Origin of the sequence: Shewanella sp. SM101, from assembly GCF_025654465.1 — a bacterium.
GTDB classification, from domain to species: Bacteria; Pseudomonadota; Gammaproteobacteria; order Enterobacterales; family Shewanellaceae; genus Shewanella; species Shewanella oncorhynchi.
Genome location: NZ_JAKKRH010000007.1, coordinates 47,574 through 62,634, shown reverse-complemented (window position 1 = coordinate 62,634; position 15,061 = coordinate 47,574). Strand labels below are relative to the sequence as shown.

At 45.5% G+C, this 15,061-nt stretch carries 14 protein-coding genes and 1 other RNA gene; 10 read left to right on the top strand and 5 right to left on the bottom strand.

Translation table 11 applies throughout. From position 1 onward, the window contains the following. The first annotated feature begins 54 nt into the window (after positions 1 to 54). From fhuF to xthA, 4 genes are all read left to right on the top strand, one after another. Entirely contained in the window at positions 55 to 1,143 is a 1,089-nt protein-coding gene (gene fhuF, locus L5M38_RS05730) for a siderophore-iron reductase FhuF (protein WP_263178545.1), read from the top strand. A 113-nt stretch (positions 1,144 to 1,256) separates the two neighbouring features. Beyond that, entirely contained in the window at positions 1,257 to 1,802 is a 546-nt protein-coding gene (locus tag L5M38_RS05725) for a septation protein A (protein WP_028761007.1), read from the top strand. Further along, the gene (locus tag L5M38_RS05720) at positions 1,802 to 2,101 is read left to right on the top strand and encodes a YciI family protein (protein WP_028761008.1); all 300 of its coding nucleotides are present in this window, start codon (positions 1,802 to 1,804) and stop codon (positions 2,099 to 2,101) included. Before L5M38_RS05725 ends, L5M38_RS05720 begins: the two co-directional genes overlap by 1 nt. Next, positions 2,101 to 2,913, top strand: a complete 813-nt coding sequence (gene xthA, locus L5M38_RS05715) for an exodeoxyribonuclease III (RefSeq protein ID WP_028761009.1) — start codon at positions 2,101 to 2,103, stop codon at positions 2,911 to 2,913. The genes L5M38_RS05720 and xthA overlap by 1 nt, the downstream gene beginning before the upstream one ends. 227 nt (positions 2,914 to 3,140) lie before the next feature. On the opposite strand, the gene L5M38_RS05710 is transcribed toward xthA, so the two are convergent. Together L5M38_RS05710 and L5M38_RS05705 are read right to left on the bottom strand one after the other, a co-directional pair. Continuing rightward, positions 3,141 to 4,352, bottom strand: a complete 1,212-nt coding sequence (locus L5M38_RS05710; RefSeq protein WP_028760445.1) for a porin — start codon at positions 4,350 to 4,352, stop codon at positions 3,141 to 3,143. Between the two features lie 222 nt (positions 4,353 to 4,574). Next, positions 4,575 to 7,022, bottom strand: coding sequence for a DNA polymerase II (locus L5M38_RS05705; RefSeq protein WP_263178544.1), 2,448 nt, complete (start codon positions 7,020 to 7,022; stop codon positions 4,575 to 4,577). A gap of 137 nt (positions 7,023 to 7,159) precedes the next feature. Between L5M38_RS05705 and dinG the strand changes: the two genes are divergently transcribed. The 6 genes from dinG to L5M38_RS05675 are packed head-to-tail and all read left to right on the top strand — an operon-like array spanning position 7,160 to position 12,638. Continuing rightward, positions 7,160 to 9,232 (top strand): ATP-dependent DNA helicase DinG, encoded by a 2,073-nt coding sequence (dinG, locus tag L5M38_RS05700; protein ID WP_106650158.1) that lies wholly within the window; start codon positions 7,160 to 7,162, stop codon positions 9,230 to 9,232. Positions 9,233 to 9,241: 9 nt separating this feature from the next. Then, a complete protein-coding gene (locus L5M38_RS05695; RefSeq protein ID WP_028760448.1) occupies positions 9,242 to 10,015 on the top strand; it encodes a sulfite exporter TauE/SafE family protein in 774 nt (257 codons plus the stop codon). Further along, positions 10,006 to 10,674, top strand: coding sequence for a primosomal replication protein (locus L5M38_RS05690; protein WP_206765984.1), 669 nt, complete (start codon positions 10,006 to 10,008; stop codon positions 10,672 to 10,674). Before L5M38_RS05695 ends, L5M38_RS05690 begins: the two co-directional genes overlap by 10 nt. Before the next feature lie 9 nt (positions 10,675 to 10,683). Then, positions 10,684 to 11,376, top strand: a complete 693-nt coding sequence (locus tag L5M38_RS05685) for a DUF2057 domain-containing protein (RefSeq protein WP_263178543.1) — start codon at positions 10,684 to 10,686, stop codon at positions 11,374 to 11,376. Between the two features lie 29 nt (positions 11,377 to 11,405). Further along, positions 11,406 to 12,314, top strand: a complete 909-nt coding sequence (locus L5M38_RS05680; protein WP_263178542.1) for a histone deacetylase — start codon at positions 11,406 to 11,408, stop codon at positions 12,312 to 12,314. Positions 12,315 to 12,347: 33 nt separating this feature from the next. Next, positions 12,348 to 12,638 (top strand): late competence development ComFB family protein, encoded by a 291-nt coding sequence (locus tag L5M38_RS05675; RefSeq protein ID WP_028760452.1) that lies wholly within the window; start codon positions 12,348 to 12,350, stop codon positions 12,636 to 12,638. Between the two features lie 218 nt (positions 12,639 to 12,856). Here the strand turns inward: L5M38_RS05675 and ffs are convergent. The 3 genes from ffs to megL form a co-directional block, all read right to left on the bottom strand. Continuing rightward, an RNA gene (gene ffs, locus L5M38_RS05670) (signal recognition particle sRNA small type) lies at positions 12,857 to 12,954 on the bottom strand. A gap of 260 nt (positions 12,955 to 13,214) precedes the next feature. Then, on the bottom strand, positions 13,215 to 13,577 hold the full coding sequence (locus L5M38_RS05665; protein ID WP_263178541.1) for a ComEA family DNA-binding protein: 363 nt from the start codon (positions 13,575 to 13,577) through the stop codon (positions 13,215 to 13,217). A 226-nt stretch (positions 13,578 to 13,803) separates the two neighbouring features. Further along, on the bottom strand, positions 13,804 to 14,997 hold the full coding sequence (megL, locus tag L5M38_RS05660; RefSeq protein ID WP_263178540.1) for a methionine gamma-lyase: 1,194 nt from the start codon (positions 14,995 to 14,997) through the stop codon (positions 13,804 to 13,806). Positions 14,998 to 15,061 lie beyond the last annotated feature (64 nt).

Here is a 15,061-nt window from a genome sequence, read left to right as displayed (position 1 = left end):
TACATGGACTTATCGATAACCGCGGCAATCAATCACAGCCATTAAGGAGTCACTATGGCAAGCCAACGGAGAGACACCAGGCTGCAAACATTGTGCGATACCTCGCCAAGCCACAACGCGTTGAATCAAACTATTTTGACACTCAATCAGCTGTTACATGAGCGGGCGCCCTTCTATGGCGAACACCTTCGCGCAACCCAGTCACCTACAGGGCTCAGTTTTGATGAATGGAGTAACATCGATACTTATCAAAAACTCATTGCACGTTTTGCCATCGCACATCCTAGCGCTGAAACTCAGAGTGAAACTGAGGCTGTAACTAAAGATAAAACCGAGGCTACTAAAACAGCTGCAACCAGCCGAGCGCACGCTTTCGTCAGTAAAAGCGCCTTAGTCAGTAAACGCGCTACGGCCAGTAGAAAAGACACTCGCAAAGCGCTGCATTCACTTTGGGGTCAATGGTATTTTGGCCTTTTAGTTCCGCCTGTGATGGAGTGGATTTTTAACGCAAAAAAAGCCGATTTCGAGCCTATTCACTGGCAGCCACAGTCCGTTTTTATGCAGGTACACGCCAGTGGCCGAGTGGCAAAATTTGAATTTAACATCGCAAAGCGCCAGCCAAATACCGCTTTGACCTTTAAAAAATACCACGGCATCGAGCCACTTTCCCAAACAAACACTAAGCCAAGTTTCAAGACAGACACTAAGGTACACTCGCCATTAACTTCATATAAGCCGCCAGTTAATAAAGAACTCGCCCTACAAGGCTTTATCTTAAACTTACTGCAACCGAGTGTTGAGCGCCTACTCACTTTAAGCCCCGTGCCCGCTAAATTATATTGGAGTCACTTAGGCTATCTGATCCACTGGTATCTAGGTGAGTTGGGATTATCTCAGCAGCAGAGTCAGCAACTTAAGCAAGCTCTGTTTCGCAGAACGACCTTTTTTGATGGCACCCAAAATCCACTGTATAACAGCATCAATTTGATTGTTGAACCAAAAGAAGGCAGCACAAACATCCACTGCATTCGCCGTACTTGCTGCCTAAGGTATCAACTCGCCAACACTGGCCAATGCCACGATTGCCCACTACTAAGTCGCCCTAACGCTAAGACAAACGCAACCAAACAGGCACAAGTCTAACTTGCCCATTAAACCCATTTAATGGGCAAGATCGCAATCCTAGGCCCATGGTGCTTTTGCCCTTATGTTGCACATGCTACACTCAAGCCCATGTCTCTTTAACATGATTATTTATGAAACAACTGCTTGATTTCCTGCCCCTCGTCATCTTTTTTGCCGTTTATAAATTTTTCGATATTTATATCGCCAGCGGCGCATTGATCGCAGCCACCGCGCTTCAATTGATCGTGACCTATGCGCTATATAAGAAACTTGAAAAGATGCACTTAATCACCTTTGCTATGGTGACAGTGTTTGGCACACTCACTTTAGTGTTTCACGATGATTCTTTTATCAAGTGGAAAGTGACCATCATCTATAGTTTGTTTGCCATCGCCTTAGGTGTCAGTCAATTGCTCAATAAATCGATATTAAAGTCGATGTTAGGCAAAGAAATGCAAGTAGACGACAAAATTTGGGCTCGCGTAACTTGGTATTGGGTGATCTTTTTCGCCGCTTGTGGCCTAGTCAATATTTATGTCGCCTTTAGTTTGCCATTAGAAACTTGGGTCAATTTTAAAGTGTTTGGTTTAACCGCTTTAACCTTAATTAATACTGTCCTGACCGTATTTTATCTTTATAAACACCTTCCCGAAGATCAACGCAAGGAACTCAAATAATGTGGTATATGATTTCAGCTCAAGATTTTGAGAATAGTTTAGAAAAACGTTTAGCTGCACGCCCAGCCCATTTAGCTCGCCTGCAAGCCCTCGCCGATGAAGGTCGTTTACTGATCGCTGGCCCACACCCAGCCATCGACAGCGAAAACCCTGGTGATGCTGGCTTTAGTGGTTCACTGGTTGTCGCAGATTTTGAATCCTTAGTCGCAGCAAAACACTGGGCCGATGCCGATCCCTATATCGAAGCGGGCGTTTACCAAAGTGTTGTGGTTAAACCCTTTAAACGAGTCCTGCCTTAATGAAAATAGTGTCCTTTAACATCAATGGTCTGCGGGCACGCTTGCATCAATTGCAAGCCTTAATCGATAGCCACCAGCCCGACATTATCGGCCTGCAAGAAACCAAAGTGCACGATGAGGCGTTTCCATTAGCCGAAGTCGAAGCCATGGGATATCAAGTGCATTACCACGGCGGTAAAGCTCACTATGGTGTTGCCATGCTGTCTAAAGTCGCACCAGAAAAACTGCAAAAGGGTTTTCCAAGCGATGATGAAGATGCCCAGCGCCGCATGATTATCGGCACATTTACCCAAGCGAATGGTCGTCCATTGACTGTGTTCAACGGCTATTTCCCCCAGGGCGAAAGCATAGACCACCCCACAAAATATCCTGCTAAACGTAAGTTTTATCAGGATTTAATGCACTACTTGCAGACAAATCACAGCAACGATGAAGATATCGCCATCATAGGTGACATCAATATTTCGCCGACCGATTTAGACATAGGCATAGGTGAAGTCAATCGTAAGCGTTGGCTGAAAACCGGCAAATGTAGCTTCCAACCGGAAGAACGTGAGTGGTTGAAAACCTTACAAGACTGGGGCTTAATCGACACTTTCCGTCAATTACATCCAGAGCGCATCGAACGTTATTCTTGGTTCGATTACCGCAGCAAAGGTTTCGATGACAATCGTGGCCTGCGTATTGATGTGATTTTAGCAACGCCTTCACTGGCAGCACGTTTAGTCGAATCCGATGTCGATTACGATCTGCGCGGCATAGATAAACCCTCAGATCATGCCCCCATTTGGAGCACGTTCAAAGAGGCTTAACCCGCTAGGGTTCGACCTTACAGACATAAAAACATCTGCCAAACAGGTTAAGCGGGTGATATAGGTGCAGACTAATTTATCTTGGAGTTACATAAAAATCCGATGATATGGGATCATCGGATTTTTAACTTTTAAGTGAACTAGTCAAGCATTTCGTCTTAACTGTTCGGCATTGCTGACTGGCTTTTTGTTAAAAAAGTGGTTTCTACTATATAGAAACTGGAAACTTAAAGTGTGTAACGGATACCAATGGCAACACCGTCAGATTCTGAAAGCGCCATTCTAGCTTCTTGTTCTTTATCTGCACTGGTAAAATCGCTGTAATCTTTACGTGCTTCTACGTAAAGCACTGTGTTTGGGTCCCATACAAAATGCAAACCAACTACGACAAACTGACGTTTGAACTCATCGTTAGGATCGGCATTAAAGTTAGGTTGAATGACGTAGTCTTTACCGGCATCAAGCACGTTGTAAGAAATGAATGGGCGTAATCCATTGTCAAACTTGTAAGAAACTAAACTTTCAATACCATAGGCGTCTTTAATCAAACGACCAATATTGTCTGTGTCATGATTTTCTTGTCTGTTAACGTTTGCAGCAGCGTATAAGCCATTGCTATCGAAGTTACCCCAAGTGATACCCGCACCGTAGATAAGATCAACCGCAGTGGTTTGTTCGCCATTACCAAAACTCACATCAAACTCACCGCGGTTAACACCCGCAGTTAAGGTCAGCATATCAGTGGCTTTATAGGTCAGCGCGCCACCATAAGTATAATTGTATTCTACTTGTTGAGCTGCTTTATCACCGCTTTCCCAGTTCGCTTGACACTGAGCTTGTGAAATATCATCCGTTGTATCACAGGTATAAAAGCTGCTGTTTTTCAACTGAGCTTGAACTGCAAAGCTTACATCGCCAAATGCATTGCGATATTGAACTGTTTTATCACCACGACCAACACCGTTTACCGCGCCATCATCTTTATTATAAGTGTAAACACCTGCAGTGTTACCGTCCCACACAAAACCATAGTTAGTGTTGTAAACGACATCGTACCAAGCGCCCCACTGCTTACCAATAGTCAGTGTTCCGTAAGTGTCATGGGACAGACCAGCGTAACCTAAACGGTTATAAAAGAACTCTTCTTGAACAGATTCGAAGCGATTGTTATAGACGATGTCACTACTACCAACAGGATTCACACCCCATTCCAATTTAGCAAATGCTTTCCAACCGTCAGTCAACTCACGATTAAAACCAAAATTAATGCGAGATGCGCCGTTAACAACCTCTGTTTCCCCTTGAGTGTTGATCACGCGTGCATCAATAAAACCACCGATTTCTACGGCATTTTTATTATCTTTATAGATCTCGATAGCTGAGACTGATGGAACTAAAAAAATTGCTGCAAGCGCAGTTGCTACTAACGTCTTGTTCATTTGGTGCTTAACCTTTTTTGTTTATGTTCTGTCAACGTCATTCCGTTGTTATATTTCCTTACAATTTCCTCTTAAAGGGTAGCAAACTTTCAATATTCCCTCAAAGCTAAACCTAAAGAATATGTCGATTAACATCACAAAAACAAACCAGTTAACCTCTACAAAACAGGTTAAAACGCTACATTCGCCACCCTGCGCAACACATAAAGAACATTAAGAACACTATATTAACAGCAACTGCTTTGACGCAATATCCATGTAGTTTAGTTTCATTATCGAAAAAACAGGCTCGGCAATAGGGCCAATTTGCTTATCAATGTAGTATTGGTAATCAATTGGTGACGTTCTGTACAGTAAGGATTCCGGTCCATTTACAGTAACCAGATAATCAATCTGCGCCCCACGCTTGCCAAAAGAGGCATCTCCTGTTAAGCCGCATAATTGTTGAGCGACTTTAACATGGGGAGAAGATTTAGCCGTGTAATCTTCAATATTGCGTCGCATTCGTTTGCGAAATACCAAATCATCGTCCAACTCACCATCAAGCAGCTTTTCAAACACACTGGCCAAATAAACACGGATATCCCTTTGGTTAAACATCCGTTCATAGAGTGACTCTTGAACTTTGCGCGCTAAAGGGCTCCAATCACTGCGCACTTGCTCCATACCTTTAAAGGTAAGCTCAAGTTCATCGCTCGCATTACGCCACGCGCCAACATAACGTTTTTTACTGCCTTCTAACGACCCTCTTAAGGTCGGCATAAAAAACTGCTCATAGTGGCGTTCAAACTGTAACTCGAGAAAACTCTCAACTTGATGATCTTCACCGATCTTAGCCTGCCACTTAGCATTAATTTCCCGCGCCAGAGTGTTACCTAAGGCGTTAATGTCTGAGAGATCAGGCTCGCTGCCAAGCCAGACAAAGGTCGAATCCGTATCGCCGTAAATCACTTGATAGCCCATCTCTTCTATCCATGCGCGGGTTTGTTTCATGATTTGATGGCCGCGCATAGTGATCGAACTTGCTAACTTAGCATCATGGAAAACACAACCTTGAGAACCTAAAACCCCATACAACGAGTTCATGATAATTTTTATCGCTTGGGATAAAGGCGCATTGTGCTCACGTTTGGCCTTTTCGCGCTGCTCAGATAATGTTTGGATAAGCTTAGGTAAAATGGGCTGTTGCCGACTGAAACGGCCACCGAGAAACCCCGCAACACAGTCAGACTCGGGCAATTGCAAACCTTCAATTAATCCCTTAGGGTCAATCAAAAAGGTACGAATAATGGAGGGATATAGACTTTTAAAATCGAACACTAAAATATGCTTATAAAGTCCCGGCACAGAATCCATCACATAGCCACCGGGGCTTTCGATCCCATCACTCGCAGGAGCATCGGGTGCGACGTAACCTGCTCGATGTAAATGTGGTAAATACAAATGATTAAATGCCGCCACCGAAGCCCCTACCCGCCCCAGTTCTAAACCTGTCAGTTCGGCACGCGCGAGGGCAAAATCCCACAATTGAGTGTGAGTAAAAATATCCCACACTAGGCGGCTATCGGTAAGATTGTAATGCGCTAAGGCTTGTTTATCGGTCTTAAACAGCTGATCAATTTCTTCAACGCGATTATCCACGTTATGAATGGCCTTGCCTTCACCCAATAATTTCCGTGACACAAATTCTAACGAGAACCGCTCAAAATGATAGAAAGCGGCTTTGAGCCAATCAATACCATCAAGCACCACTCGGCCCGGTAAAACTAAGGTTTCTGGCCGAAATTTATTGTCAACTTTCCACTCAAGCTTTGCCCCTCCGCGGCCAATGGTGAGCGGAATACGGTGTAATAATGCCCGGCGTGACAAGAGTGCGAGGTCAAAACTCACCACTGACCAACCTATGACAAAGTCAGGATCAAACTCATGGAACCACGCGATTAATCGATGAATGAGTGCAGCCTCATCGGCCACCCATTCAATATATTCGGGAGAGTTTGATTCAGCCTCACCCACCATAATCACTTTTTCATAAGTCTGCTTGAGACTGTCTTGCTCTTCGTCTCGGCCACTGTATTGACCATATAGTGCAACTGAATAGAGTAAACCTTCAAAGCTGCATTCAAAATCCAGTGAAATACAGCGCAAATGTACAGCCGTTAAAGGGGCAATACTCTTAGCCCGCTCGGCGATAAACACGGGCAGCGAGTTAGCCTCAAGACTGTCGCTAGTCGGCGCGTGTATGTTACTCGTCGCAGAGAAATGCCCTAAAAATGCCACATCCAGCGCCACAAACCGCTCGATTAAATAACGCTGTTCGGGGCGAATGTCGGCTTCAAATAAAGGGATGTCGGCATCTTTAGCGATGCGCTGTAAGGTACGTAAACTATTGCTAGATTTAGCATAAACACCACTAACCGCACCGCCTTTAAAGCTTTTGAGTGCTAACGGTACAAACCGCAATGCTTGACCCGGCGTTTGCAACTGCAAAGCCGTGACATCAGTTTGATGACAAAAACAAATGTGTTCAGTGCCTTGCACTTCCACCAGCACAGGGCCTTGGGCGGTAGCCAGATAATACTGCAACACTAAACTCCCATGACGATGAATCGCATGGCGTGTTAAGACTCGACCTTGTACACTAACGGCCGCGGTAGCCTCTGACTTCATCGCATGGGTTCCCAAATCGCATAGCTAGTCAATTTAGATGGTTCCTCAATTTAAATGCCGCCAAATGGCAGAAAAGTTTCTTAGGCTATGCAATCACTGTTATTATGTACAGCATTAATTCGATAAAGTAGTGACGCATGTTACCTGACAATGTAAAAACCCAGATCCGCGCCATCTATAAGGATATTGCTACCGCCTTGCCTAATTTTAGACCGCGCCGCGAACAAAACTATATGGTGGCGGAAATCTCTAAGACCCTCGCCGGCGACTATGATAAAGATAGGCGCATCATAGTGGTCGAAGCAGGCACTGGGATCGGTAAATCATTGTCTTATATCCTCGGTACCATTCCACTGGCATTAGCGAGCAAGAAAAAGGTCTGCATCGCTACCGCAACCGTCGCTTTGCAGGAGCAATTACTGCATAAAGACTTGCCCTTCTTCCTTGAGCAATCCGGCTTAAATTTCCGCTTTGGCTTAGTTAAAGGTCGACAACGTTATGTGTGTCTATCGAAACTGGCGATGCTCATCGGTGACGACAACAGTACACAAATGGCCATGTGGCAAACTAAACCAGACAATAGCCAAGTGGCTATGATGCACGGCCTATTAAAAGACTATAACGAAGGTCGCTGGAACGGCGAAATCGACACCTTAGCCGTGCCGCTGCCCGATCACCTGTGGCAACAAATCGCCTGCGACAAACACAGCTGTCATCGCCAAGTCGCCAGCCACAGAAATTGCCCGTTCCATAAAGCCCGCGAAGATGTCGATACTTGGGACGTGCTCATAGCCAACCACAGCTTGTTATTCGCCGATTTAGAATTAGGCGGCGGCGTGATTTTGCCCGATCCCGAAGACGTGTTTTATGTTATCGATGAGGCACATCACTTACCGATTGTGGCGCGGGATTTCTCCAGTGCACAGGCCACGCTGAGGGGCGCCTGCGACTGGCTCGAAAAAATTGGTAAAACCTGCGCTAAGTTACAAAACCAAATAAAGAGCAACAATATCATTGCCCCCGCGCAGGCGATGCAAGATCATTTAGGCGATCTTATCAGCCAGCTCAATCAAGTGGCCCACTACTGCGATACCCAGACCAAACACTTTGCCAATCCTGAAAACCGTCTGCGTTTTGAGCACGGCAAACTGCCGGACTCATTACTCATTCTCGCCGAAAACCTCGCTGTTACCTCTAATCTAGCCCTCAAACAGTTTAATAAAATGCTGTCACTGCTGGCCGAGGCGATTAAAGATGGCGATATTCCTAAACATCAATCCGAAGCGCTATTGGCCGAAACCGGATTTATGCTGCAAAGGCTCGAAAACCTGCAGAAATTGTGGAGGATGATGGCCAAGGAAGATAAACATAAAGGTGCACCTATGGCGCGCTGGGTTGAGCTCATCACAGGTAAACAAGTGGATTATCTGTTTAGCGCCTCACCTATCGAAGTCGGCTTTATGCTGGAATCCATGCTGTGGCAAAAGGCCGCAGGCGTAGTCTTATGTAGCGCCACGCTGCGCGCACTCAATAACTTCGACCATTTCGTACATCAGGTGGGGTTATCACTCAACGATGGCAGTCGTTATTTAGCCTTACAATCGCCCTTCGATTACCCCAATAATGCGACTCTTTATTTACCCAAAATGCGCACTGAGCCGACGGATGATGCCTATACGGCTGAACTTGCCGAACAAATCATCACCCTTATTGAAGGCGAAATGGCAACCTTAGTGCTATTCGCCTCCTACTGGCAGATGGAAAAAGTGGTTGAATTACTTGAAGGTAAACTCACCACTGAACTACTTATTCAAGGCAATGCGCCACGGCAACAATTATTAGAAAATCATAAAGCTAAATGCGATAAGGGCGAACCAAGCATCTTGTTTGGCACCGGCAGTTTTTCTGAAGGTCTCGACTTGCCCGGCGATTATCTGACTAACTTGATCGTCACTAAACTGCCCTTTGCCGTACCAACCTCGCCCGTTGAGCAAGCGCATGCAGAATATGTCAAAGTCAAAGGCGGTAATCCCTTCTTACAACTAACGATTCCAGATGCTTCACGTAAGCTTATTCAAAGTTGTGGTAGATTACTGCGTAAAGAGCAAGATTATGGCCGAGTGACCATTTTAGATAGGCGGTTAGTTACTAAACGCTATGGCAAGTCCTTACTGGACGCCTTACCGCCCTTTAGACGTGTTATAGAGTAGGATTAAAATTTGGAGTTGTTACTCGAGCCCAGTCATTGGGCCCTGTTGGCAGTCATAGGTCTTATCGCTGGATTCATTGATGCCGTCGTGGGTGGCGGTGGCCTATTGTCAATCCCCGCACTGTTAACCTTAGGCATTGCGCCGCATACCGTATTAGGCACCAATAAGTTAGCCGCAAGCTTTGGCTCTTTTATGGCGGCTTGGACCTATTATCGCAAGCACCTCTTTAAACCCTCGTTTTGGTACATGGCTTTTATCGCCACCTTTATCGGCGCGGTATTGGGCAGTTTCTTAGTCTATTTAGTCGATACTCAATGGCTCGAAAAGGTCCTACCCTTGCTGATCATTGGCATCGCCATTTACAGTTTAGTCAGCCCCAATGCGATGTCAGACGTTAACTGCCAAGCACCAACCAGCAAGCCGCCAGCCAAGCAACAATGGCTACAGGGACTGGCTTTAGGCACTTATGATGGTTTTGCAGGCCCAGGCATTGGTGCATTTTGGACCGTCACATCAGGCTCTTTGTATAAACTGCCTTTACTGCACAGTTGTGGCCTTGCCCGTGCGATGACTTTTACCAGCAACTTGACCGCATTGACTATCTTTGGCTGGCTTGGGCAGGTAGAGTGGCAAATAGGTTTGTGGATGGGATTGTGCATGATGTTAGGCTCATTTATCGGCGCCCGCTGTGCGATTAAATTTGGCATGCCCTTTATCCGCCCACTGTTTATTTTGATCGTGCTAATGATTGCAGCGAATTTGGCATGGAGCGCATGGTTGTGAACACCCAACAATTAATGGTGATGCTGAAGAATCAGCTTAAAGCCTTAGAACAAGAAGTGCTGCAACACGATAATCGACTCGCGCCGCCGCAGCGCAAACTCCTGCAAGAAACGGAGCGTTTTAATCACTCGCTGTTTGTCCAACACGGCGCCCAACTCGGCCCCTGTATTGAACAAATTCGTAGCAGTATTATGCAGCTCGAAAAACAAATTAAGCTTAAACTCGCCCCCCAGACCATTGCCCTGAGCTGTGAGCGGATCCAAGATAGATTTACCGCAGTCAAACGAGCCTTGCTGACCACTTCTATCGACATTAAGTCTAAAACTCAGCAGCGCGCCAGTAGCCGTGCCCGTTTTGCACAGCGCCAGAATCAGTCTCACCAAGCCAGTGGTTTCGATTGGATCGCCAATAACGTGATGCAAAATAGTCATGAGATCTACGAAGAATTGAACAAACATCTTAATTGGGCGAAAAAATTTGAACAAAAAATTGAAGAAATGGAATCAAAACTTGAAAACTGTCATAGTGCTGACAAAATAAAATTGCAAAATGACATCCTTTTGATGCATCGTCGTCTAGGGAAATGCAGGCAAGCTATTAGTTATATAGAAGATCGCATTCAAATATTCGAACGCCCGTATCAGAGTAATAACCGTTAAGGAGTAACAATGAAATCACTTTTGCCAATTAGCAGCCTGCTAGTATTACTCGGATCTGCCTCAGCCTTCGCTGCAGATCTGAACATTCCTATGTCATTTGAGTACCTTGCTCTTGATGGTAGAAAAGTCGAGTCAAGCGTATTCAACCATAAAAGCAGCTTAGAATTGGCCCCCGGCACTCACAAAATCGCCATTCGTTATCATGAAATGGTAGAGGATGATTTTAGTGACAGCCAAACCTTTGTTAAGTCAGCACCTTTCATCGTTACTTTAGATGTTGATGGCGACCATCAATATTACCTGCAAGCGGCCGAAGGTGAAGTCGTTAAAAAGCCTAAAGTTTACGCGCAAAACCCACAAATCAAATTAACCCGTAGTGACAAAGGCAGCGTCAATTACCAAGTGGTGAATACCAATTTAGAAGAAGAAAGCTTCGTCTCTCGCCTTTTCAGTGGTAATCAAGCCGTTGACGTATCCGGTACTGCCGCAGCAGCAACCGGTGCCGCAGGTGCAGTAGTAGCCGTTGCACCAGCACCCGTGGCAACAACATCGGCGACCGTTAGCGCGACGTCACTCACTGCCCCCGTAGACACCTCTAAAGCGACAGCCGCTAATCCACAACAAATGTTGCAATACTGGTGGCTACAAGCGGATGAGAAAACACGTAAAGAATTTATGAGCTGGGCAATTTCACAGCTGTAACGACTTGAGATAACGAGGTTTAGTCAATATTGACTCTGATCCCACTGGTTTATCACGCCAGCTATTCCAAGCTGGCGCTTCCTCCCCATCACAGATTTCCCACCACTAAATACGCACATTTACGGCAGTACTTACTCGATAACCACATTGCCACGACTGCACAATTCCACGCACCAACGGCCATGAATGCAGAAGATGTAATACAAGTGCATCAACGCGAATATGTAGAGCAATTTATCGCGGGAACCTTGCCAACAGCGGCGCTAAGACGGATTGGTTTCCCGTGGAGTGAAGCCTTAGTTGAGCGTACCTTGCATTCTGTAGCAGGCACCACACTCACAGCTTCATTAGCCATAAATCAGGGTATTGCCCTGCATCTCACGGGTGGCTACCATCACGCCCATTACAATTTTGGCAGCGGCTATTGTATTTTCAACGACCTTATCCTCGCGGCCAGAAATGCCATCGCGAGCCAGCAAGTACACAAGGTACTGATTTTTGATTGCGATGTGCATCAAGGTGACGGCAGTGCAACCCTTAGCCACCAACATCAAGGGATCATCAGTTGCTCGATTCACTGCAAAGAGAATTTCCCGAGTCGTAAGCAGTATTCCCACCATGATATTGAACTAACCAAAGGCAGCGATGACAATCTGTATCTCGAAACCGTGGAGCAGACACTCGCCCTCCTTATCCGAATCCATCAACCAGATCTGATTCTTTATGATGCTGGGGTCGATATTCATCAAAATGACGATCTTGGCTTGCTCAATATCAGTCAAGAAGGACTGTTCAGACGGGATTTAACTGTGTTATCAATGGCACAATCGGAAAATATTCCAATTGCAGCCGTGATAGGCGGCGGCTACAGCAGAGACGCACTACAATTAAGCCAAAGACACAGCCAACTTTTTATTGCGGCAAATCATTTGTGGTAGCAAACTCAATGAAAACCGTCATGGAGCATAACAATGCAACTCGAAATCCGTAATTACTACGAAGTTCTTTTAATGGAAATATTGTCAGATGAAGGACTTATGGACGAGCTTCCTGAAGACTATCTCGCCGACTTATGTTGCGTGACCTTAAATCAACTGCCAGTCCGCTACATACGCCACCTTGTCGATACTTACTTCTTTGAAGACTATAACGAGCTGCAGGAATTAAAGCGTGAGATCCAAACCGCACTCGAAAAGTCCCGCGCCTTTCTTAAACAAAATCTGCAAAAAAGATTACAGGAAGAAGCCGAAGCAAATCGCTAATCTTGCTAAGAGTTACTATTGAGAGCATTTTTAGCCGTTGCAGTGGCAAGAACAGAGGCAGGTAATGGATTATCTCATTGTGCAGAAATATTAATGCTATAAATGATTAACGGCAGAAAACGGAAATAGCCTGTAAGCTAATATATTGAATAATATAAATTGAGTAGATATAGAGAAGTACAACGGAAATAAACAGAGGGAAAGTTGAATTGGAGGTTCCCCTAGAGCCGACACCCCGGCACACGAGTCGCTTGCTGCGGTTGCTCCCTTCCGGGCCTGGCCGAGTTCACAAGTTATCATTGCGGGGGGACCCTAGGGTCACCATAACTTCGAGCATTGCTTTGAAAGATATAAACCAAAGTGCTTGCTTGAACGCCGAGGATTATCCCCCATGCCTCCTATGGGATCAAGCGCTAATCGACAAGATCTCTTAATATCCCGCCTAACTGCACAATCTATAAGCAAGTGAAGTGATTGAAATGATAAAAGCCTGCAAATGCAGACTTTTATATATGTTTTATTGGATCTCTTATCATAAAAATCAGCAGGCTACAGCGCAATCATCGCCAAAGGTGGTTACAACTTGATCAAATGGCGATTTTGCTCAATTATCTTAGCCCCAACACCAGAGACATTGGCTAAGTCATCTATAGCATTGAACTTACCATTTTTAGTGCGATAGTCGACAATCGCTTGAGCCTTTGCGGCACCAATCCCTTTGAGCACGAGTAACTGCTCGGCTGAAGCGGTATTGATGTTGACTTGAGCGGCATCTGGCATAGCTTTCTTCACATCCGATGCCATTTCACCTGCTTCAGTTTTAGCCTGTACTTTCACGGCGGCCTTGGTTGGGGTTTCTGTTGCGATTGCTAGGCTTGCCAAAAAAGCCGTTAATGCTATAGCACTCATAAAAGCAGGTATACGATTTGTGGTTTTCATAACAATTCCTCTATTCCATGATTTGCGGCCTTTCGTCCTACTTCCGTGGCCTCAAATCAAAAATAGTCTAAGCTGTCCCGAAATACCAAATCGGCGTCATAAATATTCACTATCGCTAAACTTCTGTCTTCAGCTCAATGAGCCAGTGCTTGACTATGATAAAAAGATGCAAAAAGCATCCTTTTATCATTCAAATAGCTAACGGTCTTTAAAATAACAACATTCATTAAGCTAATCGAGCTAGCGCTTGGTTCAAGTCGGCGATGATGTCGTCACAATCTTCTAAACCAATAGAGATCCGCAGCAAATTATCACCAATCCCAGCGGCAGCCCTTGCCTCTGGCGTATAAGGTGAATGCGTCATCGATGCAGGATGTTGAATCAGGGATTCAGCATCACCTAGACTCACCGCAATTGAGAACAACTTTAGATATCCGACAAAGGCCATGGCTTCTTCTAAATTTGCCGCCAGTTCAAACGCGATCACCCCGCCGGCACGTTTCATCTGCTGACCAATAAATTTATGCCCTGGGTGAGAGGCAAGTCCGGGATAATACACCCGGTTAATACTGGGATGTTCGGCCAAAAACTCGGCCACTCGCTGGGCACTATCGCAATGGCGCTGTAAACGTACATCTAAGGTTTTAAGGCCGCGCAAGATCAGCCAAGCATCATGTGGCGATATCACAGCGCCAATATCTTTTAAGATTTCATACTTCACTTTATGGAGCTGTTCTTCGCTGCCACACACTATCCCCGCAATCACATCGCCATGACCATTCAGATATTTAGTCGCACTGTGGATCACCAAATCGATACCAAAATCCAGCGGTCTCTGCAGTAATGGCGTCATAAAAGTGTTATCGATAATACTGACCAACTGATGACGTTTGGCAATAGTCGCAATTGCTGCCAAATCAAACACCTGTAAATGGGGATTCACTGGGGTTTCACAGAAAATGACCTTAGTATTGGATTTAATCGCCGCTTCTATTTCTGCTACCGATGAAAAGTCCACTAGGGACACTTCAATACCAAAGCGAGCGAACTGAGTCGTCATTAGCGCATAAGTACAACCGTATACGGCATTGGATGCCACTAAGTGATCGCCCATCTGCAAGTTAGCCAGTAATGCGGCGGATACTGCGCCCATACCAGATGCGGTTGCAGCGGCGGCCTCTGCACCTTCTAAAATCGCCATTTTACGTTCAAGCTCGGCGGTTGTCGGATTACCTAAGCGCGTGTAAATATACCCCGGCTCATTACCCGCAAATCGCTCACCACCTTGCTGTGCGGACTCAAACACAAAAGTCGCACTTTGATATAGCGGCGTCACTAAGGCGCCAAAGGCCTCACGCTCATGGCCGCCATGAATAACCTGTGTTGCCGCTTTCCACATCTTGCCTGACTCATCTTGCATACCTAGCTCCTTGTAATTGGCATTGAACTGATCCCTTCTTGATTGATTGTTCGTTTGGGATGCT

Excerpts from the sequence above, each read along its gene's own strand:
- L5M38_RS05690 (WP_206765984.1), top strand. The coding sequence starts at position 10,006 with ATGGTTGTGAACACCCAACAATTAATGGTGATGCTGAAGAATCAGCTT.
- fhuF (WP_263178545.1), top strand. The coding sequence starts at position 55 with ATGGCAAGCCAACGGAGAGACACCAGGCTGCAAACATTGTGCGATACC.
- xthA (WP_028761009.1), top strand. The coding sequence starts at position 2,101 with ATGAAAATAGTGTCCTTTAACATCAATGGTCTGCGGGCACGCTTGCAT.
- L5M38_RS05710 (WP_028760445.1), bottom strand. The coding sequence starts at position 4,352 with ATGAACAAGACGTTAGTAGCAACTGCGCTTGCAGCAATTTTTTTAGTT.
- L5M38_RS05705 (WP_263178544.1), bottom strand. The coding sequence starts at position 7,022 with ATGAAGTCAGAGGCTACCGCGGCCGTTAGTGTACAAGGTCGAGTCTTA.
- L5M38_RS05685 (WP_263178543.1), top strand. The coding sequence starts at position 10,684 with ATGAAATCACTTTTGCCAATTAGCAGCCTGCTAGTATTACTCGGATCT.
- L5M38_RS05675 (WP_028760452.1), top strand. The coding sequence starts at position 12,348 with ATGCAACTCGAAATCCGTAATTACTACGAAGTTCTTTTAATGGAAATA.
- L5M38_RS05725 (WP_028761007.1), top strand. The coding sequence starts at position 1,257 with ATGAAACAACTGCTTGATTTCCTGCCCCTCGTCATCTTTTTTGCCGTT.
- L5M38_RS05720 (WP_028761008.1), top strand. The coding sequence starts at position 1,802 with ATGTGGTATATGATTTCAGCTCAAGATTTTGAGAATAGTTTAGAAAAA.
- megL (WP_263178540.1), bottom strand. The coding sequence starts at position 14,997 with ATGCAAGATGAGTCAGGCAAGATGTGGAAAGCGGCAACACAGGTTATT.
- L5M38_RS05665 (WP_263178541.1), bottom strand. The coding sequence starts at position 13,577 with ATGAAAACCACAAATCGTATACCTGCTTTTATGAGTGCTATAGCATTA.
- dinG (WP_106650158.1), top strand. The coding sequence starts at position 7,160 with ATGTTACCTGACAATGTAAAAACCCAGATCCGCGCCATCTATAAGGAT.